The organism is Campylobacter concisus (assembly GCF_050447445.1).
GTDB lineage: Bacteria > Campylobacterota > Campylobacteria > Campylobacterales > Campylobacteraceae > Campylobacter_A > Campylobacter_A concisus_BI.
Map to the genome: position 1 here is coordinate 565,138 of NZ_JALMFW010000001.1, position 19,684 is coordinate 584,821.

A 19,684-nucleotide genomic window follows, 5' to 3' on the forward strand; every position below is an offset into this window, starting at 1 on the left:
AATACTGTTCTAAAAATTCGTAACAAATCAACAAAGGCTCTTTTTTGAGCCTTTTAAAATTTGATGTTTTGTTCGAGAAATTCTAAAAATACCTTCAAACGTGTGCGGATCTGGCCAACATACATCTTGTTTGGAGTAGTCAGTTTCAAGACTCATATAGCTTACGCTAGCTTCTTTGCTGGCTTCTTTTATCTTGTTTGTTTCTATTGCATAAGTGTGACAGCCACTTAAAACGATGTCTATTACATCATCTGCTTTATATTCATCTACAAATTTTTTAATAACGTCAGATATTGCGTCGTTTTTGTATATTACAGAACAGGGTATCTTTAAGTAATGTTTGGCGATATTTTCTACAAGGTCGCCTTATGTACTCATATTATTTTTAAATTTTTAGTTCCTATACAGTTTTCAAAAACTACTACATCCGCTTCTACACTTGCTCTTCCATACCCAGTAGCTGCGATTGAGGCATATTGATAGCCTTTTTATTCTAAATTTCTTTTATATTGCGTACTATTTTTATGGTACTAAAACTACTTGATAACAAAAATAGATCACAAAAATTATCTTGATTATCTAGTATTGCTACTTTTGTAGATGTTGAGCTTATATCAATACCGATGAAATACATAAATTTATGTCTATAAAAATATAATTTCTATAACTAAGAACTTGAGAGAAATGTTATCTATTTGTAGCTTTTTATTAAATGAAATCTAAAATTTTACTTCAATCCAAAAACTTTTATATTAAATGTAGTATGGATTTTATCCTTTTCGCCTTTCATGACGATAGGAAATTCAGTCTTTACGATACTGTCATAGCTGCTAAGCGCATCTAAAAAGTCATAAAATTTTTGTGGTGTCCTTAGAGAGCTGGTTACATTTAGACGAAATCTGAAAAATTTCTCACTAGCGTTATTATCACTTTCTTCTATTTTGCTAAGGCTCACTTCACTAAAAAATTTGGAGGCAAATTCTATAAATTTATCTTTATCAAATTTAGCCTCAAAAGCTGAAATGATAGCTCCATCTTTTTGTTTGGTTGCTTCAAGGGCTTTAAATTTAGCTTCAAATTCATTTTTTACTTTTGTATAAGATGAGGTCTGTGAATAATTTTGTCTAGTTAGGCTTTTAAATTCTTTTATATTTGGCACGATAAAACCAAATATCATAATGAAGCAAACTACAATAAAAGCAAATATAAAAAGTAAAAGCTTGACGGGATCTATTTTTTCTAAGCTCGTATCTTTTTTACTCATTGTATCCCTCAGAATTATCAATTTTATTTGTGCTTATAAAGCCGTACCAGCCGTTTTTACTTTGATAAAAGCTAGTATTTGAAGTTGTAAAAATAGATCTTAAAGGTGAGGCTAGAAGCTGATTAAATACATCTTTTGTCGGCGTTATACCACGAATGATGAGTGAGTTTTTATCCATAAAAACCTCTTCGAGCGTTATACTATCAGGCACTAGATCAAAAAGATTGTGCAAGCTTTGCTTGAGAATAGAATTTGATGTGAAAATATCATTTGCAGATTCTATTTGTACGGCTAATTTAGCTGAAATTTCATCTGTTGTGACTATTTTTTGACTAAGCTCTTTTTGTTCATTTGATAAAAAAATTATATTTTTTTCAATTGAATAATTTTTGTAAAGTATAAAGAAATTTGTTGCCAAAAGAGCTACAAAAACAAAGCCTATAAGACTTAGCCAAATTTTGCTAAAGATAGATATAAGTGGTCTTGGTTCCGGAGCAATAAAGCTAAATCTCATAATATTATCTCTTCTTGCATGATTTCATTCATAATATGGTTTGTATTCACTGGATACACCGAAGTCTCCACTAAAAGCTCGGATTGCAGATATTGTAAAAAGGTTGCACTTGTTTTTGTATTTTCAAAAACAATGATTTGTTCAATAAAATCGCCGCCGTAGAGAGGATTTTCGTAAAATTCTTTTACAGCCTTTACGATGTAATCAAACATCTTCATGTCATACCCAAAAATAGCAACTGATTTTTCTACATTTGTAGAAACTGGCATATTTAGTTCATAGTTTAGATCTTCAAATTCTTTTGGCTTATCATCACTTAAAAAATCATCTAAACTTTTAAAATCATCAAGAGATGTTGCGTCATTTTCTTCTTTAATGATTAAGTTGTCAATATCTGTTATATCTTCTTCTTTTAGGCTTTCAGCTTCCTGATTAGTTTCCTCAATACCAGCCATATTTAAAAAAGTGGATAATTTCATTTGTTTATCTTTAAATATCGCAAGCGTAAACGAATGTGCATGGATATAAAGATAAAGTGTAGTTTTTGGAGAAATTCCGCGTTTTAAAAGCTCGTGAAAAAGTAGGGCGATAGGTGAGTAGATGAGATCTACACTATCTTGTCCAAATAAATTTTTATATTTTTTTATAGCATTTAAATTTGCATAAATACTCCAGCTATCCTGCATGATAAGGCTTGTAAGATTTTTAGTATTTATATTAAATTTTTTGTATTCATCAAAGCTAACACTAGGAAGCGCGCCTTGCGAGTCGTCGTTAAAAAAAACTGAAACATATACACCAAAATATGCTTTTTCTTGCTCTTCTATGTATTTTATGATTTTTTCATCGATACTATCGATATTTATATCTGTAAATTTAGCGTTTATAGTTTTTAAAAGTTTGCCATTTCTAAAGACCTGACCGAAGAATATGCACTCATTGCCCTCCAACACGACGCTTAAAAAAAGGTTAGAAAAAAGCTTTTTAACGCTAAAAGACATAAATCTCCTAAATTTAGTGCATAATTTTCGTTATGGTAGCTAAAAAGGGATTAAATAAGTTTAAAACAGCTCGTTTTTAAGTTTAACGAAAATCTCTTTTGTATTTAAAGCTTCATTTTTTAGTTCACTATCAAGTAAGGCCAAGTTTTTAAGGTCGTCAAAACCATCTATCATCACATCACACATCATCTTAATGCGTTCACTATCAGCCTTGCTGACGCTACTTTGGCTCATTTTTTTGATACGCTCAAGATACTCTTTGCCATTTTTTATGTATGAGTTAAATTTAATAGCAGCCTTGCTTTGGTTTAGCACAGTATTTGCCATTTTGTTATAAATATCTATATCAAGTGCTTTTTGGCTTAAATTTAAGGCCTTTTCGTATTCTTTGTTTTCGTATAAAAATTTTGCTTCAAGAGCGAGCTTATAGGAGTTGTCACTATAAAAAAATAGTCCGAATAAAACAATTAGAAAGATGGCTATAAAAATAGATAGTTTATTTTTCATAAATTTCATCCAAAATTTCTCTTATCTCATCGCTTATTTGCGGATTTTTGTGAGCATATTTTTTCCACCAAATTTTTAAATTTGACCTAAAGTCCTCTTTATTTTGTAGCACGCTCTTGCCGCCGTCATTTTGCGAGGCTTGCCAAAGCTCGTTTTGTATCTTCTCTTTTGCCTCTTTTTGCCCTAAATTTGCCACGCTAAATGGGGCTGAAAGGCTAAAATTTATAGTTGAAAATGGCTTAGGAAGTATCATCTTATCCCAGCTTTTAAACTCCCAAAACGAGTTTGCTTCAAAATTTAGAGCATAAATTTCACAAGATGACTTTTGCGCGATCACCACAGCTCCGTCTGCCACGCTGTGTCTTGGTCCGCGTGGGCCATCTGGCGTGATGATGACGTCGTGGCCTTGCTTTATTTCTCTTAAAGCCTCTATAAGCGCCCTTGCACCACCTTTTGAGCTGCTGCCTCTAATGGTACCGATGCCAAAAAATTTGATTATTCTAGTGATTAGCTCGCCATCCTTGTGGTCGCTGATTATCACCTTGCCTTGCTTTCTATTTTGCTTGCTCCACCAGCGTCTATAGGCAAAGCTCATAAAGCTAAGTCTTCCGTGCCAAAAGACGACGACGCAGCCATTTTGTGGTAAGAAATTTGGAGTGTAGCTCTTTTTGCAGGTTAGGAAAATGAGCCACATCAAAATGTAGATGAAAAAGACGCCAACATTCATGGCAAGCTTTTCAAGGGTGTTTTTAAATTTGCAGCTCGCCATACAAAACCATTCGTTTTGGGTTTGTGATCTTTACTTTTTGTGTAGTGCCAAGAAGCTCTTCGCTGCCATCAACTTGAACCAAAAAGTTGTTAAAACTTCGTCCAGCAACGCCGCCATTTGCCCTTAGCTCTTCAAAATAGACATCAAAAATTTTATCTTTTTGTGCTGCCACGATCTCGTCTAAAATTTCATTGTGGCGATTTTGCAGGCGCGTAAGCCTTTCTGAAGCGGTTTTATCATCTATTTGATTTGTAAAAGTAGCTGCCTTTGTAAGAGGGCGAGGCGAATACTTAAAACTAAAAATTTGCTCAAATCTAACTTGTTCAAGCACGTCCATTGTATCTTCAAACTCGCTATCACTCTCGCCCGGAAATGCGACAATGATATCAGTTGAGATGCTCACGTCTGGGCACATCTTTCTAAGTCTTAGCGCGCGGTCTAAAAACCACTCTTTTGTGTATCCGCGCTTCATTTCGCGTAAAACTTTGGTGTTTCCGCTTTGAAGTGGCATGTGCATTGATTTACAAATTTTTGGATTATTAGTGAAAATTTCAAGAAATTTATCATCCATATGAAGTGGGTGTGGGCTTGTAAATCTTATCCTTTCAACACTATCTATCTCACTTATCTTTACTAGCAGGTCGCTAAAATCAATATTTTCTTGCATGCCCGAAAATCTTTTGCCGTAATTATTGACATTTTGCCCTAGTAAAAATATCTCCTTTGCGCCGCTTTTTGCAGCCTTTTCTATCTCTTTTAGGATGAGGCTTGAGGGGATAGAAATTTCATCGCCTCTGGTGTGCGGGACGATGCAGTAGGTGCATTTTTTATCGCAGCCGATCGAGATGTTGATATGGCTTTTGTATGGCGAGCCTCTAAATTCGCCAAATGCGTATTCACTCTCGTCGTGGTTGATGTCGGTTGAGATAAATTTAGGCGTATTTACCGCCTTTGTGATCTTACTAACATTTCTTGCGCCAAGAACAAAATCAACATAAGGCGCGCGCTTAAAAATTTCACTACCCAAATGGCTTGCAGTGCAGCCGCAAACGCCTATCTTTGCACCTCTTTTTTTGGCTTTTTCAAAGGCTCCGACCTCGCTAAAGAGCTTATGAACTGGCTTTTCACGAACCGAACAGGTATTTATAAGGATTAAATCAGCTTCTTCGATGTTTTGTGTTAAGGAGTAGTCTTCTTTTTGTGAGAGCTCGGCTATGATATGCTCGCTGTCACGAACATTCATAGCACAGCCTAAAGTTTGGATAAAGAGTTTTTTACTCATTAAAGTATATGCACTTCATACATGTAGTCGCTATCATCAAGTCCGTATTTTACGGTTCTGTGATAAACACTTAGCCCTTTTTCTTCAAAGTGCTCGACCAAGGCGATTAGTTGTTTGTGTGTGTTTTCTTTATCAAAATAGAAAATTTTCTGACCCTCTTTTTCGACAGCTGCCTCTATCTTTTCTAGTGAAATCGTTTTTGGTTTTGCGTCTAATTCGGCTCTTGCAAGTTTTAGCTCCATTTTTAATCCTTTCGAAATCTTAAATTTTAATCGGTCAATATATCCAAAACATCATAAAAAAAGGATTAAATAAAAGTTAATAATAAGCTTAAAGTTATTAAAAGTATGGCTTATGTATAATTTCAAAACTTCACGAAAAATCCCCAAAATTTATCGTCACAATGGAGAAAAAAATGGAAAGAATTTCAGATATCATCGAGTCAATTGCAAATGAAAAAAATTTAGAGATAGAAGATGTAAAAGAGCGCGTTATAAGAGCCTTGATAAATACTGCAAAAAGAGTTTATGGCGAAAATTATGAATATGATGTGAGTATCGATGCAAATAAAAATTTAAAGCTTTATCAAAAAATTTCAATCGTAGCAAACGACGATGAGAGGCTTGAAGAGGATAATGAGCATTTTTTAAGCTTAAAAGAGGCTAAAAAGATAGATGGTGGCGTAGAGATCGGAGATGAGCTCACATATGAGCTAAGCCTTGATAACCTTGGAAGAACCGCAGCCCAAACACTTCATAAGGAGCTTGAATATCATATCCAGCGCCTAGTTGAAGAGAAAATTTTACAAAAATATAATGAGATGAGCGGTCACATGGTCTTTGGGCCAGTTGTCAGAGTCGATAATGATGAAAATACATTTATTGAAATTGACGAGCTTCGCGCTGTTTTACCACGTAAAAACCGTATAAAAGGCGAGAAATTTAAAGTAGGAGACGTCGTAAAAGCTGTCATTAGAAAAGTTTTTACAGATAAAAATTTAGGCATAAAGGTAGAGCTTTCAAGAACTTCACCAAAATTTCTTGAAGCACTGCTGACTTCTGAAGTGCCTGAGATAAAAGATGGCGGTATTATCATTCAAGGAAGTGCTAGAATCCCTGGTGAAAGGGCCAAAGTAGCACTCATCTCAACCACTCCAAACATCGATCCAGTCGGCGCAACAGTCGGCACAAAGGGCGTTAGGATAAATGCCGTAAGCAAAGAGCTTCATAACGAAAGCATCGATGCGATCGAATATGCCACCGAACCAGCGATATTTGTCGCTCGTGCGATGGGACCAGCTATCATCACATCGGTAAAGATAGAGGAAAACAAAGCGATTGTTACACTTGCAAGTGAGCAAAAGAGCAAAGCGATCGGTAAAAACGGCATAAATATCCGCCTAGCAAGCATGCTAACTGGCTATGAGATCGAGCTAAATGAACTTGGCTCAAAAACTAGTAGTAATGCAGAAAATAATGAGCCAATCAAAGATTTAAAAGCACTTTTTGGTGATAACTAATGAAATTTCAAATAAGAAAAGCGACTATTGACGATATAGACGTGATATGCGAGCTTGTAAGGGAGCTTGCTAGCTATGAGAATTTGAGCGATCAAGTCACTTTTACAAATGAAATTTTTGCAGACTCTATCTTTAATAAAAACCACGCAAAAGCCCTTGTCTGCGAGAGTGAGGGCAGGGCTATTGGTTATGCTATCTATTTTTATACATTCTCCACATTCTTAGGGCTTGGTGGGATGTATCTTGAGGACATTTACGTTAAAAAAGAGTTTAGAAATCAAGGCATTGGAAAGGCATTTTTTAAATTCTTAGCTCAAATTTGTAAGAATGAAAATTTAAAGAGGCTTGAGTGGTGCTGCCTAAACTGGAATGAATCAAGCATTAAATTTTATGAAAGTATGGGAGCTAAAAATCAATCTCATGAGTGGAGAACCTACCGCTTAGACGGCAAAAATTTAGAAAAACTAGTAAATTTATAGCTTATTTTGAAATTAAAAGCTCAAATTTCCTTTTGAATTTGAGCTTTTTGAACACTAAAATTTATATGTATATCCCAAATAAAGACCCACGTTTGTCTCTTTTATTTTTGAATTATCATATTTTACTATAGAGCTATATTTTGTTCTATCTGCTTTTACACCAAACTCAACCGCATTATTTTCGTTGATAGAGTATTCTGCACCAATTCTTGCACCTAGTATCCAGCCATTTGTATTAGCTTTCTCCGAGCCATCATGTGTGTCAAACACATCCATTTTAAGTTTTGAAAAACCAGTATAGCCACCAAGAACTAGTTTAAGATCTTTTGCTACGCTTGGAGTGTAGTCTGCTCCAACTATAAATTTATGAGTTTTCCATTTTACTACTGTGCCATCTTCATCACCAAGTGACTTTTTGGCTTGAAAGTCGTAAATGTAAGCTCCATAAACTCTAAAACTATCAAAGTTGTAGCCAGCTTTTAGTCTAAAATTTGATGAGCTTATCAAACAGAGTGAGATGCTTATAGGCGGGATATGTTATATAAAATTTAAAGCGAGATGATATAAGTTTTTAAAAGGTGGTTAGCCCACCTTTTGTTATTTTTTCGGAGTTAGTTCTGTGTCTTTGCGGTTTAGCTTTATTTCCTCACCTTTTATACATCTTGGGTTTAGCGTTTCTAATGTTGCTAAAAATTCTGTCGCATTTTCGTCACCTATCTCGCCATATTTTTGTTCACAGTAATAGTAAGGTGTTCCTTGTGTTATGCTATTTTTTATAACCTTGTAATCGTCTGATTCTTTTTCATTAAATTTGTCTAGATCAACCTTCGTATCTTTATCTACTATAAAATAACCTTTTCCATTTTCTTCTAGGCTCGATCGGTTTTTTATATAGTCGTATTTGGTCGTATAACTTATCCTTTTATAAACCTTTACTTCACCTTTAAAGTGTTTGATACTTCCCATGTCAGCTTTGCAAATTTCAGCCAGAGTAGTTGGCTCGCCACATCCAGTTAGTGCAAGAGCAAGTATTGCTGTAATGCTTGAAAAAGCGACTTTTGTTTTCATATTTTCCCTTTTTGTAGAAGTTAGAAATTTGGATTTTACAAAAAAATAAAACTGAAAAATTTAAATTAGTATAACTATGAAAGATTTATTGAGAAAATTGATGTAAAAATTTGAGCTCAAAGCAAGCGCTTCAAGCTCAGTTAAATTTACTCGTTTAGGATAGATAGAAGCTCTTTGTTATCTTTTGTTTTTAGCATTTTTGCGTATAAGAATTTAAGTGCTTCGACATCGTCCATTGTCGCGATCGCAGAGCGGATAGCCCAAATTTTTTGAAGCTCATCAGGCTTTTGAAGTAGCTCTTCTTTTCTGGTGCCTGATTTTAGCACGTTGATGGCTGGGTAAATTCTGCGGTCTGAGATATTGCGGTCAAGCACGATCTCGCTGTTTCCAGTGCCTTTAAACTCTTCAAATATCACTTCATCCATGCGTGAGCCAGTGTCAATAAGAGCAGTTGCGATGATGGTTAGAGAGCCGCCGTGCTCGATGTTTCTAGCTGCGCCAAAGAAGCGTTTTGGCTTGTGAAGTGCGTTTGCGTCCACGCCGCCTGTTAGCACCTTGCCGCTTGGCGGGGTCACTGTGTTGTAGGCGCGTGCTAGACGGGTTATGCTATCAAGCAAGATGATGACGTCTTTGCCCATCTCAACTAGACGTTTTGCCTTTTCGATGACTAGCTCCGCCACGCGGACGTGATTAAGCGCTGGCAGGTCAAATGTCGAGCTAAATACCTCGCCTTTTACGCAGCGCTGCATGTCTGTAACTTCTTCTGGTCTCTCATCTACTAGAAGCACCATTAGCTGGGCTTCTGGATGGTTTTTGGCGATGCCGTGAGCTAGCTCTTTCATAAGCTCTGTTTTACCACTTCTTGGAGGTGCGACGATGAGGCCACGCTGACCCTTGCCAATAGGCGTGAAAAGGTCAAGTACGCGGCCAGTTAGCTTCATTGGATCGTACTCTAAATTTAGCTTTTCAGTTGGAAAAAGCGGGGTTAGGTTGTCAAAGAGTGGCCTCTCTTTTGCGTCTGCTAGAGGCATATAATTTACCGCTTCGATCTTTAAAAGAGCGTAGTATTTTTCTTGATCTTTTGGCTCTCTTACTTGTCCTGTGATGATGTCGCCCACACGAAGTGCAAATTTACGGATTTGAGAGTTTGAAACATAAGCGTCGTTTGAGCTGTCGCTTAAATTCGCATCAACAGCCCTTAAAAAGCCATAACCTTCGTTTGTGATCTCTAAAATTCCAGTAAATAGTATAAAGCCACCTTGTTTTGTCTGGGTTTTTAGTATCTCAAATATCAAATCCTGCCTGCGAAATTCTCGCGGATTTTCGACGCCAACGCTATTTGCGATCTGCACTAGCTCATCTAAACTAAGCGTTCTTAGCTCTTCGATCTTGTGTCCGTCTACTGGTATGTGTGTTCTTGATGCTTGATGTTTTTTTATAGTTTTTGTGTTTTGAGTAGCACTTTGCTCGGTTTGATTATTTTCCATTTTTCCTCTTTAAATGCGGGGATAATTTTGCAGAATTTCTAGGTTTCAAAAAGAAGTTTTTGAAAGTTTTGGCATTTTATAAAAATAAAACTTTGTTGTCAAGAAATGGTATAAAATAAAATTTTTGCTCAAAAATGGTTGATTTGCTATAATCTCGCCATTTTATAACGATAACAAAAGAAGAAATTTATGCCTATTTTTGCAGTTTGCCTACCATAAATTTATATGGTACGTAATAGGCATGTGATGCAATAATATTAGTAAAAATTTTAGATAAAAGAAAGTAAAAATGCCACAAAGTAGATGTGCTCATTGTAGATTAAAATTTGATGAAAGCGTGATGATCTCAAATGAAAGCGGACTTAAATTTTGCTGTGTTGGTTGCAAAGGCGTTTATGAAATTTTAAATGAAAATGGGCTTAGTGAGTTTTATGAGCGTCTTGGTAAAAATACACTTACACCGGCGAGCAACGGTGCAAATATCAAAAATTTAGCGGCAAATTTTAGCGAGCTTGTGACAAAAGAGGGCGACTTTAGTCAAATTTCATTTTTAATCGATGGTATCACTTGCTCAGCTTGCATCTGGCTACTTGAAAAGGCACTTTTTAGCTTACCTGGCGTCTTGGAGGTAAATATCAACTCGCTTAATCAAAAAGCGGTCATTGTCTTTGATGAGCAAGAGCTTTTAATAGAGCAGATAATTGAAAAAATTTATGCCGTTGGCTATGTTCCAAAGCCATATGCTACGAGTCAAAAAGAGGACGAGCTAGCTAAGAAAAGAAGAAATTTTTACACAAAAGCACTAGTTGGTATCTTTGCTACGATGAACATTATGTGGCTAGCTATTGCTCAGTATAGTGGGTATTTTAGTGGCATAAGAGGCGATATAAAAGATATTTTAAGCTTTGCGCAGTTTGTATTAGCAACGCCTGTGCTTTTTTATACTGGTAGCGAGTTTTTCAAAGTGGCAAAGATAGCCATAAAAAACGCTTCGCCAAATATGGATTTGCTCGTTATCACCGGAGCTAGCATAACCTATATCTACTCCATTTTTGCGATGTTTACGAGGAGTGGTGAGAGCTATTTTGACTCAGTTGCGATGATCATCACCTTTGTTTTTATCGGTAAATTTTTAGAAATTTTGGGTAAGAAAAAGGCGCTTGAGATTTCAAATTTCTTAAATGATATGCTGCTTGCAAAGGTGTGCGTTTTAGAAGATGGTAAGGATATTTTAAAAGAGCCAAGAGATGTAAATTTAGGCGAAAAGATCGTGCTCAGATCAGGCGAGAGGGCGCTACTTGATGGTGTGGTACTTAGTGGTGAGGCGAGCATGGATAGCTCAAGCTTAACAGGCGAGAGTTTACCGGTTTTATTGGGAGCTGGCGGCGAGGTCAAAAGCGGCGTCGTTTGCCTAAATGGGCAGATCGTCTACGAAGCAAGGCAAATTTTTAAAAACTCATACCTCAATCAGCTCATAAATTTACTCCAGAACGCAGAGCTAAAAAAGCCAAATATCGAGCTAGCAGTCAATAAAATCGCCTCGAAATTCTCTCTTAGTGTGCTAACTCTAGCATTTTTTACATTTTGGTTTTGGTACTTTAAATTTGGCTTTTCAGAAGCTATTGTCACAGCTGTTAGCGTCATCGTGATCGCTTGCCCTTGCGCGCTTGCTCTTGCCACGCCAGTTAGCAGTGTTTGCGCCCTTGGTGTGGCTTTTAAAAATAGAGTGCTTTTTAAGGAGGCTAAATTTTTTGAAAGCCTTGCAAAGTGCGATGTAGCGGTATTTGACAAGACTGGTACGCTCACAAAGGCGGAATTTGAAGTTAGTGATTTTTTCATAAAAGAAAGCATAAGTTTAGATGAAATTTATTCGCTGGCTCTTATTTCAAATCATCAAATAAGCGTGGCAGTGGCTAAACTTCTAAAGCAAAAAGGCGCAAGGAAAATAGAGCTTAAAAATACAAATTTAAGCGTGGCAAAGGGTGTTGAGGCTGAAATTTCGGGTAAAAAATTTTATGCAGGAAGCAAGCGATTTTTAGTTGAAAATGGTATTATTTTTGATGAAGCTGAAGAAAATGTGAGCTTTTTTGTGGGGCTTAATGGTGAGCTAGTGGCGAAATTTTACCTAAAAGATAGCGTAAAACCTGAAGCAAAGGCCTTGATAGACGAGCTAAAGAGCGCTGACATGAAAGTGTGTATCTTAAGTGGCGACGTACAAAAAGTAGTAAAAAACGTAGCAGATGAGCTTGGCGTGAGTGAGTTTAGAGCAGAGATGTTGCCTGAAACGAAAGCTAAATTTATAAGCAAATTAAAAGAGCACGGTAAAAAGGTGCTAATGGTAGGAGATGGCATAAACGACGCAGCAGCGCTTAGCCTTGCTCATATCGCTATTTGCATGGGAAGTGGGGCGGCGATAAGCCTAGAAAGAAGCGATGTGGTACTGCTTGATGATAGTTTAAAAAGTCTAGCGAAGGCCATAAAAATCTCAAAATTTACTTACAAAACGATAAAGCAAAATTTGCTCTTTTGTCTTCTTTATAATGTTCTTGCTCTGCCATTTGCCGTATGTGGCTACGTCATTCCGCTATTTGCTGCGCTTTTTATGTCGCTTAGCTCGCTAAGTGTTATCTTAAACTCGCTTTATATTGTTAGAAAATTTAAGGAAAAATAATGGATAGCGCGACACTTGCGATGCTAGTTTTTATCTCAGTTTTGATGGGGGCATTTTTGCTTTTTGGCGTGCTTTGGGGGATAAAAAATAAGCAATTTGAGGACTACCGAAAATTTTTAGACGGAGCAAATTTGGACGATGAAGATGCACTAAATGAAGCTTATGAGCTAGAGCTTCGCAAAAAAGAAGCCCTAAAAAAAAGAGCAAAATCTAATAAAGATAAAATTTAGCTCTCAATCGTTGGCTCGCCAAAAAGTCTATTAGCCTCTTTTAGCGCACCTTGTTCTCTTTGTCTTTGAAGCTCTTCTGGCGTTTTTGGCTCTTTATTTAGTATCAAAGCAAAGTTATTTTTCTCGTTTTGCAGCTCGCTTTTTATCTCGATTTTTGACTCATTTTTAGTTTCAACGTTATTTGCATTTAGTCTTGAAATTTCCTCATCAAGCTCGTCTAGTTCGCTTTTTTCATTATTTTCTAAAGAGGCTTTAGGCGTCTTAGTTTGTGTTTTTTGCTCATCACTCTTTGCATTTACTATTTTTGCATTTTGTCCAAAAAGCGTACGCAATATCTCATTTAAAATTTTCCAATTTTTCTTAAAATATTCTAGATTTTCATCTTTTGCATTTACTATCAGTCCAAGCTCATTGTTATTAAAGAAGCTAAATTCTACAAATTCTTTAAAAAACTCGCCAAGATCGTAATTTCTATCATAAATTTTTGTTAAGAAGAGTTCGTATGGACCTTGCATTTTAGCAGGAGCTACTTGGCTTTTTTGAGTGATGACTTCTGTGATTTGTGTGGAATTTTCGTTATTTTTTGAGATCACTTCATTTATAGCGTCATCGATATCTTGTAAATTTAGCGCTTCTATCATCATAAAAAGCATTAGCATTAGCACAAAGCCATTGTCGCTACTTACATTTAGCATACCTTTAGCTTGTGCCAAAATCCTAAAAAATCTCTCATAAACAAGTAGTGAAATTTTTGAGTCGTTTTCTATAAATTTTTGCTTTAAATTTGCCAAAATTTCATCTATTATCATCTCTGGATCGTAGCTTTCAAGTTCGCTTACAAGCACTCTAATAGCATTTTTATCGTGATTTAAAACATGAGTTATTATCTCTTCGATCTTTTCTGGATCAAGAAGCCCTAACATCGATGCTACGCCATTTGCCGTGACATTATTTGCTCCATAAATTATAGCTTGATCAAGAAGCGTCAAAGTATCTCTTAGCGATCCTCCGCCACTTCTTGCTAAAATTTCAAGTGCCTCTTTTTCGTAGCTAATACCTTCTTTACTTAAAATAAACTCAAGATGTTTAATGATGCTGTATCTGCTTATTTGCTTAAACCTAAAATGCTGCGTTCTTGAAAGCACCGTTGTTGGGAGTTTTAATGGATCAGTTGTCGCTAGGATAAATTTTACATAGCTTGGTGGCTCTTCAAGCGTTTTTAAAAGAGCGTTAAATGCCTCTTTGGTTAGCATATGCACTTCATCGATTATAAAAATTTTATATCTTGCCATTGCTGGAGCATATTTTGTTTGCTCGATTAGCTCTCTTATGTCATCTATCTTTCTGTGGCTAGCTGCGTCCATTTCGATGATGTCCATATGTCTTGACTCATTTGCCATTATGCATTGTGGGCATACTTCACATGGCTTTGAAGTAGGTCCTTTTTCGCACACCAAAGCTTTTGAAAATATCCTGGCACTTGAAGTTTTACCACTTCCTCTAAGCCCAGAAAACAGATATGCGTGGCTTATACGACCCTCGTCAAGTGCGTGTATAAGACTTTTACTAACTGCTTCTTGACCGATAAGTTCATCAAAATTTTTAGGGCGATATTTTAAAGCTAGTGCTTGCAACTGCTTTCCTTTTGCAATTTTTATTTGCTGATTTTATAAAAAAAGGTATAAATTTATGATTATTTATATATTTAATTGTCTTTAAAATTTTTTATTTTAGTTTAATGAAGGCGGATAAATTTTTATATGTTTCATAAAATTCCTAGTGTATTTGCAAAAAAAATATCCCTTTTTATAATGATCCATAGCTGTATAGATTTAAAATTTATAATAAAAATACATAAAATTTTATGTTAAATATTTTGTATTTTTGTATGAATTTTTAAAAAATGCCTTGGCGTGTATGCCAAGGCAAAATTTGCTAGATTAGCAAGAGAAGCAAGTTTTGAACTCATAAGCGGTTGGGCGTGCTTCGTAAGGCCAAACTTGAGTTTCAAATTTGAAGTGCTGATAGGTGTCTATGAAAAGATCGGTCATTATTGGTTTTAAGTATTCATTATCGCGAATTAGCGCTTCAAGGCTACCACGAAGTGTGTGTGGAAGCTGCTCTATACCACGCTCTCTGATCTCATCAAGATGAAGTTTAAATAAATTTTCATCCATCGGACCAACTGGCTCGTATTTGTTTTTGACGCCGTCAAGTCCTGCCATTAGCATTGCTGAGAAGGCTAGATAAGGGTTTGCTGTGCTATCTGGAAATCTCATCTCAGCCCTAACTGACTTTTCACCTGAGCCATAAGGTATGCGGATACTTGCTGAGCGGTTTTGGCTAGAGTAGGTGAGGATAGATGGCGCTTCAAAGCCTGGGATTAGGCGTTTGTAGCTGTTTGTGCTAGGGTTTGTAAAGGCTGCGACACTTCTTGCGTGTTTTAAAACACCGCCGATGTAGTACCTCGCAAAGTCGCTTAAATTCGCATATCCGCCCTCTTTATAAAATAAATTTTTGCCATCTTTCCAGACTGATTGGTGTACGTGCATGCCGCTACCGTTATCGCCGTAAAGTGGTTTTGGCATAAACGTAACAGTTTTGCCGTTTAGGTGAGCCACCATGCGAACTACATATTTATAAATTTGTACATTATCGGCAGCTTCGACTAAGTTACCAAATTTCACGCCGATCTCGCCTTGACCTTGTGCGACTTCGTGGTGTCCTAAAAATACTTCAAGACCAACTTGCTCTAAAACCTGCATCATCTCAGCTCTTAGATCGACCATGCTGTCGATTGGCTGAGTCATCAAGTAGCCACCTTTTCTGCGTGGGCGATGACCTGTGTTGTAGCTGTCTTTGAAGTCAGTAGCATCGTTCCATTCGCCTTCTTCGCTATCTACTTGATACATCGCACAGTTTGGGCTATCGATGATTTTGACGTTATCAAAGACAAAAAATTCATTCTCAGGGCCAAAGTAAGCCTCGTCACCAAGACCGCTATCTTTTACGTACTGCATTGCTCTTTTGGCTATTGAGCGAGGGCATTTTTCATAAATTTGACCCTTGTAAATGTCGTAAATATCGCAAAAAACAACAACTGTAATATCAGAAGTAAATGGGTCTAAAAATGCAGTTGTAGCTTCTGGCTTCATTATCATATCGCTCTTATCGATTGGTTGCCAGCCATGCATAGAGCTAGCGTCCATCGGGATGCCATTTATAAAATTTTCTTTCGTAACAGCTTTTATATTGTAGCTAATGCTATGCCAAGCACCACCTAAATCAGTAAATCTAAAATCTACAAATTTGACTTCATTTTCTTTACAAAAATCAAAAAAATGATCTATATTTTGGACGAATTTTCCCACTTTTTTCTCCTTTTAATTTTTAAATTTTTCGTATTCTATCATAAAACCTAATATTTAAGATTAAATTTATATTTTATTTGAACCCAATCTAAAATTTTACTAATTCTCTATCTCTATTTTTAAATATTGCACATTTTGAATAACCTAAATCTCTAGCTATTTGCTCGCAAATTTCACCATTTTTACCGATATCCTCTTTTGTGTGAGCGTCTGAGCCAAAGGTGATGGTTATATCTTTTTCGGCTATTAGTTCAAGTAAATTTACGCTTGGATATTGCTCGCCGATAGGTTTTCTAAAGCCAGCGGCATTTATCTCAACAACTAAATTTGCTTCTTTTATTGCATTTACTGCATTTTTAGCCAAAATCCTAACATCCTTTTTTGGCAAAAATTTAAAAAGTTTTAAAAGATCGATATGTCCCATAATGTCAAATTTGCCAAGCTTGGCTGATCTTTCTACGTGATCAAAATACTCTTGCCAAATCTGATCCAAGTCTTTGCCCTCGTAGCCACCGATAAATTCTGGATTGTCAAATGCCCAGCCATTAAAAAAATGCACAGAGCCTATTAGATAATCAACCTTTCTAGCAAAAACTCGCTCATCCATAAATCCATCTAAAAAATCCATCTCATAGCCAAGCAAAATTTCTATCTCACTGCTAAATTCATCTCTTAAATGTAAAATTTTATCTTCATAGCCCTGCATTTCATCAAAGCTCATTCTGTAAGCTTCATCGTAGTTCATCGGTGCGTGATCGCTAAAGCCAAAGTATTTTGTGCCAGCTTTTATTGCGTTTTGCACATACTCTCTTGGCTCGCCAACTGCGTGCTTGCAAAGTGGCGTATGGTTGTGAAGATCGACGGTCATTTTTAGCCTTTTAAGGTCGTTTATTTTTAAAAATGCTATCTAAAAATTTATAAATTTAAAGATAAAAGCATTGCCTTTAAACTTACTTTTTATTTAAATCCTATATAATCAAGCCAAATTTTATTAGGAGCTTTTATGACCCAAGAGGAACTTGACGCACTTATGGCAGGTGGGCTAGATGATGAGTTAGATAATGCTAAAGAAGATGCTGGCCAAGAGGTTGCGGACGTCAAAGAGGATACGGACGAGGTAGCAGAAGTTGCAGAAGCAATCGATACTAAAGATGAACCACAGTCAAAATCAGAAAGCAATTCAAAGAATGCGGAAAATTACAGAGTGAGTGCAGATGGTGTTTGGCCACCACCACCACCAACGGAAGATCACAAAATGGTTCATCAGCTTGACGATGTAACAAGAGATAGCGAAGAGAAAGCTACTCAGATGTTTGACAAGCTTGAGACGATAAATAACTTTTTCATGGACGCTGAGAGCGACTCAAATAGCCTAAAAGACGCGATAAACTCAAACATTGAGCTATTTACGACACTAAGTGAGAAATTTCCAAAGATTGCCGCATTTAGCGAGGCTTTAGAGAAAAACAACTCGCTTCTTGGCACGATCGATAATATCATCGGAAATTTACAAATGGGACAAGATGAGATCATGATGGCTATGGATATGATGCAGTATCAAGACATCCATAGGCAAAAGATCGAGCGTGTTATCAACGTTATGAGAGCACTTAGCAAATATATGAATACCTTGTTTGAAGGTAAAATCGACGATGATAAGCGTGTTAGCTCTGCTGTTCACATCGCTGGTGATACAACGACTGAAAATCTTGTCAGCAACGACGATATCGAAGCTTTGATAGAAAGTTTGGGTAAAAAATAGTGCTAAAAAGGCCTGAGCTTTTATCTCCAGCTGGAAATTTAACAAAACTTAAAATCGCCCTTGAGTATGGAGCCGACGCTGTTTATGGCTCAGTGGCTAGTTTTTCGCTAAGGACTAGATCGGCGAGGGAATTTAACCTTGAAACATTTAAAGAGGCGATAGACTACACACATGCAAAGGGAAAGAAATTTTATGCGACCATAAATGCTTTTCCTTTTAACTCGCAGATCGAGCCACTAAAAAGGCACTTGCAGGTTATCTCGGCGATGAAGCCAGATGCCTTTATCATCGCAACTCCAGGCGTTATGAGTCTAGCAAAAGCCATCGCTCCTGATATCGAGATACATCTCTCAACTCAGGCAAATGTCATGAATGTGCTTGATGCAAAAATTTATCATGACATGGGCGCAAAACGTATCGTCGTAGCACGTGAGATGAACTTAAAAGATGTTATAAAGATAAAAGAAGAAATTCCAACTCTTGATATTGAAATTTTTGTACATGGCTCGATGTGCTTTGCCTACTCTGGTAGGTGTTTGGTGAGCTCAGTGCAAAGCGGACGTATGTCAAATCGCGGTAGCTGTGCCAACGACTGCAGGTTTAAGTATAAACTTTACGCTAAAAATGAAGAGAGTGGCGTGCTTTTCCGCTTAGAAGAGGATGAAAACGGCACTCATATTATGAACTCAAAAGATCTTTGTCTAATATCGCACATCAAAGAGGTCGTTGATAGCGGTGTGATAGATAGCTTTAAGATAGAGGGTCGCACAAAGAGTGAGTACTACGCGGCCTGCACAGCAAGAGCCTACAAAATGGCGATAGATGATGCCATGGATAATAAATTTGACGCACAAATTTATGAGAATGAGATAAATACATTGAAAAATCGTGGCTTTACGGATGGATACTTAGTGCATAGACCTTATGAACGAACCGATACGCAAAATCACGTTAGTAGCCTAGAAGAGGGCACACATCAGGTAAATGCCATAAGCGAAGATGGCGAGTTTTTTAAGTGTAAATATAAAATTTTTCCAGGCAATAGCTATGAGATCGTGGCTCCTACTGGATCGGTTATAGAAGATAGTGAAAATAAAATCTCAAAGGTTTATTCACAAGAGGGCAAGAAATTTATCAAATTTAAACAGCTCATCACCAAAAAAGGTAAGGTCATGGGTGAAATTCACAGTGGCAATGAAAATGAGATAAGCCTTGGTGTTAAGCTACCAAAATTTAGCTTTTTGAGGGAGAAAATATGAAATTTGTTTCTATTGTAATTGGAAGTAAGAGTGACTATGAGATAGTTAGTGAGGCGGCAAAAACTCTTGAAAAATTTGGTGTAAAATATGAGTTAATAATAAGCTCAGCTCACAGAAGTCCAAAAAGGACGAGTGAGTACGTCACAAATGCTGAAAAAAAGGGTGCAAAGGTCTTTATCGCAGCTGCAGGCATGGCAGCTCACTTAGCTGGAGCGATCGCTGCAAATACAACCAAGCCAGTTATCGGCATACCAATGGCAGGATCAGCTTTAAGCGGCGTTGATGCACTTTACTCAACGGTACAAATGCCAAGTGGCATGCCAGTAGCGACTCTAGCTATCGGCAAGGCCGGTGCTATAAATGCAGCCTATTTGGCGGTGCAAATTTTGGCTCTTGAAGATGACAGTCTGGCAAGTGCCCTAAAAGCTGACAGAGAGGCAAAGATAAAGGCTTTAGAGGAAGATTCTTCAAAGGTTGAAGTGATACTGTAAAAAGGAGAAG

The 19,684-nt window shown here is 36.8% G+C and carries 21 protein-coding genes; 7 read left to right on the top strand and 14 right to left on the bottom strand.

All coding sequences use genetic code 11. The features are described from left to right. Nucleotides 1-27: 27 nt before the first annotated feature. From MTT30_RS02945 to MTT30_RS02980, 8 genes are all read right to left on the bottom strand, one after another. Nucleotides 28-348: a 2-hydroxyacyl-CoA dehydratase gene (locus MTT30_RS02945; RefSeq protein ID WP_429801802.1), complete on the bottom strand. Its 321-nt coding sequence runs from the start codon at nucleotides 346-348 to the stop codon at nucleotides 28-30. A 379-nt stretch (nucleotides 349-727) separates the two neighbouring features. Beyond that, entirely contained in the window at nucleotides 728-1,264 is a 537-nt protein-coding gene (locus tag MTT30_RS02950) for a hypothetical protein (protein WP_429800930.1), read from the bottom strand. Then, nucleotides 1,257-1,778, bottom strand: coding sequence for a hypothetical protein (locus MTT30_RS02955; protein ID WP_103577260.1), 522 nt, complete (start codon nucleotides 1,776-1,778; stop codon nucleotides 1,257-1,259). The genes MTT30_RS02950 and MTT30_RS02955 overlap by 8 nt, the downstream gene beginning before the upstream one ends. Then, on the bottom strand, nucleotides 1,775-2,779 hold the full coding sequence (locus tag MTT30_RS02960; protein ID WP_021090634.1) for a hypothetical protein: 1,005 nt from the start codon (nucleotides 2,777-2,779) through the stop codon (nucleotides 1,775-1,777). Before MTT30_RS02960 ends, MTT30_RS02955 begins: the two co-directional genes overlap by 4 nt. A 60-nt stretch (nucleotides 2,780-2,839) precedes the next feature. After that, the gene (locus MTT30_RS02965; protein WP_429800931.1) at nucleotides 2,840-3,286 is read right to left on the bottom strand and encodes a hypothetical protein; all 447 of its coding nucleotides are present in this window, start codon (nucleotides 3,284-3,286) and stop codon (nucleotides 2,840-2,842) included. Continuing rightward, a complete protein-coding gene (locus MTT30_RS02970; protein WP_103576346.1) occupies nucleotides 3,276-4,055 on the bottom strand; it encodes a lysophospholipid acyltransferase family protein in 780 nt (259 codons plus the stop codon). The genes MTT30_RS02965 and MTT30_RS02970 overlap by 11 nt, the downstream gene beginning before the upstream one ends. Beyond that, nucleotides 4,036-5,337 carry a tRNA (N6-isopentenyl adenosine(37)-C2)-methylthiotransferase MiaB gene (miaB, locus tag MTT30_RS02975; RefSeq protein WP_103576345.1) on the bottom strand — a complete coding sequence of 434 codons (1,302 nt, stop codon included), beginning with the start codon at nucleotides 5,335-5,337 and terminating at the stop codon, nucleotides 4,036-4,038. The genes MTT30_RS02970 and miaB overlap by 20 nt, the downstream gene beginning before the upstream one ends. Then, a complete protein-coding gene (locus MTT30_RS02980) occupies nucleotides 5,337-5,579 on the bottom strand; it encodes an HP0268 family nuclease (protein WP_002941786.1) in 243 nt (80 codons plus the stop codon). The genes miaB and MTT30_RS02980 overlap by 1 nt, the downstream gene beginning before the upstream one ends. Before the next feature lie 173 nt (nucleotides 5,580-5,752). Between MTT30_RS02980 and nusA the strand changes: the two genes are divergently transcribed. Together nusA and MTT30_RS02990 are read left to right on the top strand one after the other, a co-directional pair. Beyond that, nucleotides 5,753-6,856, top strand: a complete 1,104-nt coding sequence (gene nusA / locus MTT30_RS02985) for a transcription termination factor NusA (protein WP_429800932.1) — start codon at nucleotides 5,753-5,755, stop codon at nucleotides 6,854-6,856. Beyond that, nucleotides 6,856-7,335 carry an N-acetyltransferase family protein gene (locus MTT30_RS02990; RefSeq protein ID WP_429800933.1) on the top strand — a complete coding sequence of 160 codons (480 nt, stop codon included), beginning with the start codon at nucleotides 6,856-6,858 and terminating at the stop codon, nucleotides 7,333-7,335. Before nusA ends, MTT30_RS02990 begins: the two co-directional genes overlap by 1 nt. A gap of 54 nt (nucleotides 7,336-7,389) precedes the next feature. On the opposite strand, the gene MTT30_RS02995 is transcribed toward MTT30_RS02990, so the two are convergent. The 3 genes from MTT30_RS02995 to rho form a co-directional block, all read right to left on the bottom strand. Next, on the bottom strand, nucleotides 7,390-7,842 hold the full coding sequence (locus MTT30_RS02995) for a hypothetical protein (protein WP_429800934.1): 453 nt from the start codon (nucleotides 7,840-7,842) through the stop codon (nucleotides 7,390-7,392). Between the two features lie 90 nt (nucleotides 7,843-7,932). Next, on the bottom strand, nucleotides 7,933-8,403 hold the full coding sequence (locus MTT30_RS03000) for a hypothetical protein (RefSeq protein ID WP_429800935.1): 471 nt from the start codon (nucleotides 8,401-8,403) through the stop codon (nucleotides 7,933-7,935). Between the two features lie 146 nt (nucleotides 8,404-8,549). Beyond that, nucleotides 8,550-9,890: a transcription termination factor Rho gene (gene rho, locus MTT30_RS03005; RefSeq protein WP_429800936.1), complete on the bottom strand. Its 1,341-nt coding sequence runs from the start codon at nucleotides 9,888-9,890 to the stop codon at nucleotides 8,550-8,552. A gap of 289 nt (nucleotides 9,891-10,179) precedes the next feature. Between rho and MTT30_RS03010 the strand changes: the two genes are divergently transcribed. Both MTT30_RS03010 and ccoS read left to right on the top strand, forming a co-directional pair. Then, nucleotides 10,180-12,561, top strand: coding sequence for a heavy metal translocating P-type ATPase (locus MTT30_RS03010; protein ID WP_429800937.1), 2,382 nt, complete (start codon nucleotides 10,180-10,182; stop codon nucleotides 12,559-12,561). Next, nucleotides 12,561-12,791 (top strand): cbb3-type cytochrome oxidase assembly protein CcoS, encoded by a 231-nt coding sequence (ccoS, locus tag MTT30_RS03015; RefSeq protein ID WP_087578757.1) that lies wholly within the window; start codon nucleotides 12,561-12,563, stop codon nucleotides 12,789-12,791. Before MTT30_RS03010 ends, ccoS begins: the two co-directional genes overlap by 1 nt. On the opposite strand, the gene MTT30_RS03020 is transcribed toward ccoS, so the two are convergent. The 3 genes from MTT30_RS03020 to MTT30_RS03030 form a co-directional block, all read right to left on the bottom strand. Beyond that, a complete protein-coding gene (locus MTT30_RS03020; RefSeq protein ID WP_429800938.1) occupies nucleotides 12,788-14,425 on the bottom strand; it encodes a DNA polymerase III subunit gamma/tau in 1,638 nt (545 codons plus the stop codon). The two genes, ccoS and MTT30_RS03020, sit on opposite strands and share 4 nt — an antisense overlap. Before the next feature lie 306 nt (nucleotides 14,426-14,731). Next, complete coding sequence (gene glnA, locus MTT30_RS03025) at nucleotides 14,732-16,162, bottom strand: type I glutamate--ammonia ligase (RefSeq protein WP_429800939.1); 1,431 nt, start codon at nucleotides 16,160-16,162, stop codon at nucleotides 14,732-14,734. Nucleotides 16,163-16,250: 88 nt separating this feature from the next. Further along, nucleotides 16,251-17,030, bottom strand: coding sequence for a histidinol-phosphatase (locus tag MTT30_RS03030; RefSeq protein ID WP_429800940.1), 780 nt, complete (start codon nucleotides 17,028-17,030; stop codon nucleotides 16,251-16,253). 135 nt (nucleotides 17,031-17,165) lie between these two features. Between MTT30_RS03030 and MTT30_RS03035 the strand changes: the two genes are divergently transcribed. The 3 genes from MTT30_RS03035 to purE are packed head-to-tail and all read left to right on the top strand — an operon-like array spanning nucleotide 17,166 to nucleotide 19,674. Next, entirely contained in the window at nucleotides 17,166-17,924 is a 759-nt protein-coding gene (locus MTT30_RS03035) for a chemotaxis protein (RefSeq protein WP_429800941.1), read from the top strand. Then, nucleotides 17,924-19,183, top strand: a complete 1,260-nt coding sequence (locus MTT30_RS03040) for a peptidase U32 family protein (RefSeq protein ID WP_429800942.1) — start codon at nucleotides 17,924-17,926, stop codon at nucleotides 19,181-19,183. Before MTT30_RS03035 ends, MTT30_RS03040 begins: the two co-directional genes overlap by 1 nt. Further along, nucleotides 19,180-19,674 (top strand): 5-(carboxyamino)imidazole ribonucleotide mutase, encoded by a 495-nt coding sequence (purE, locus tag MTT30_RS03045; RefSeq protein WP_429800943.1) that lies wholly within the window; start codon nucleotides 19,180-19,182, stop codon nucleotides 19,672-19,674. Before MTT30_RS03040 ends, purE begins: the two co-directional genes overlap by 4 nt. The last annotated feature ends 10 nt before the right edge of the window (nucleotides 19,675-19,684 follow it).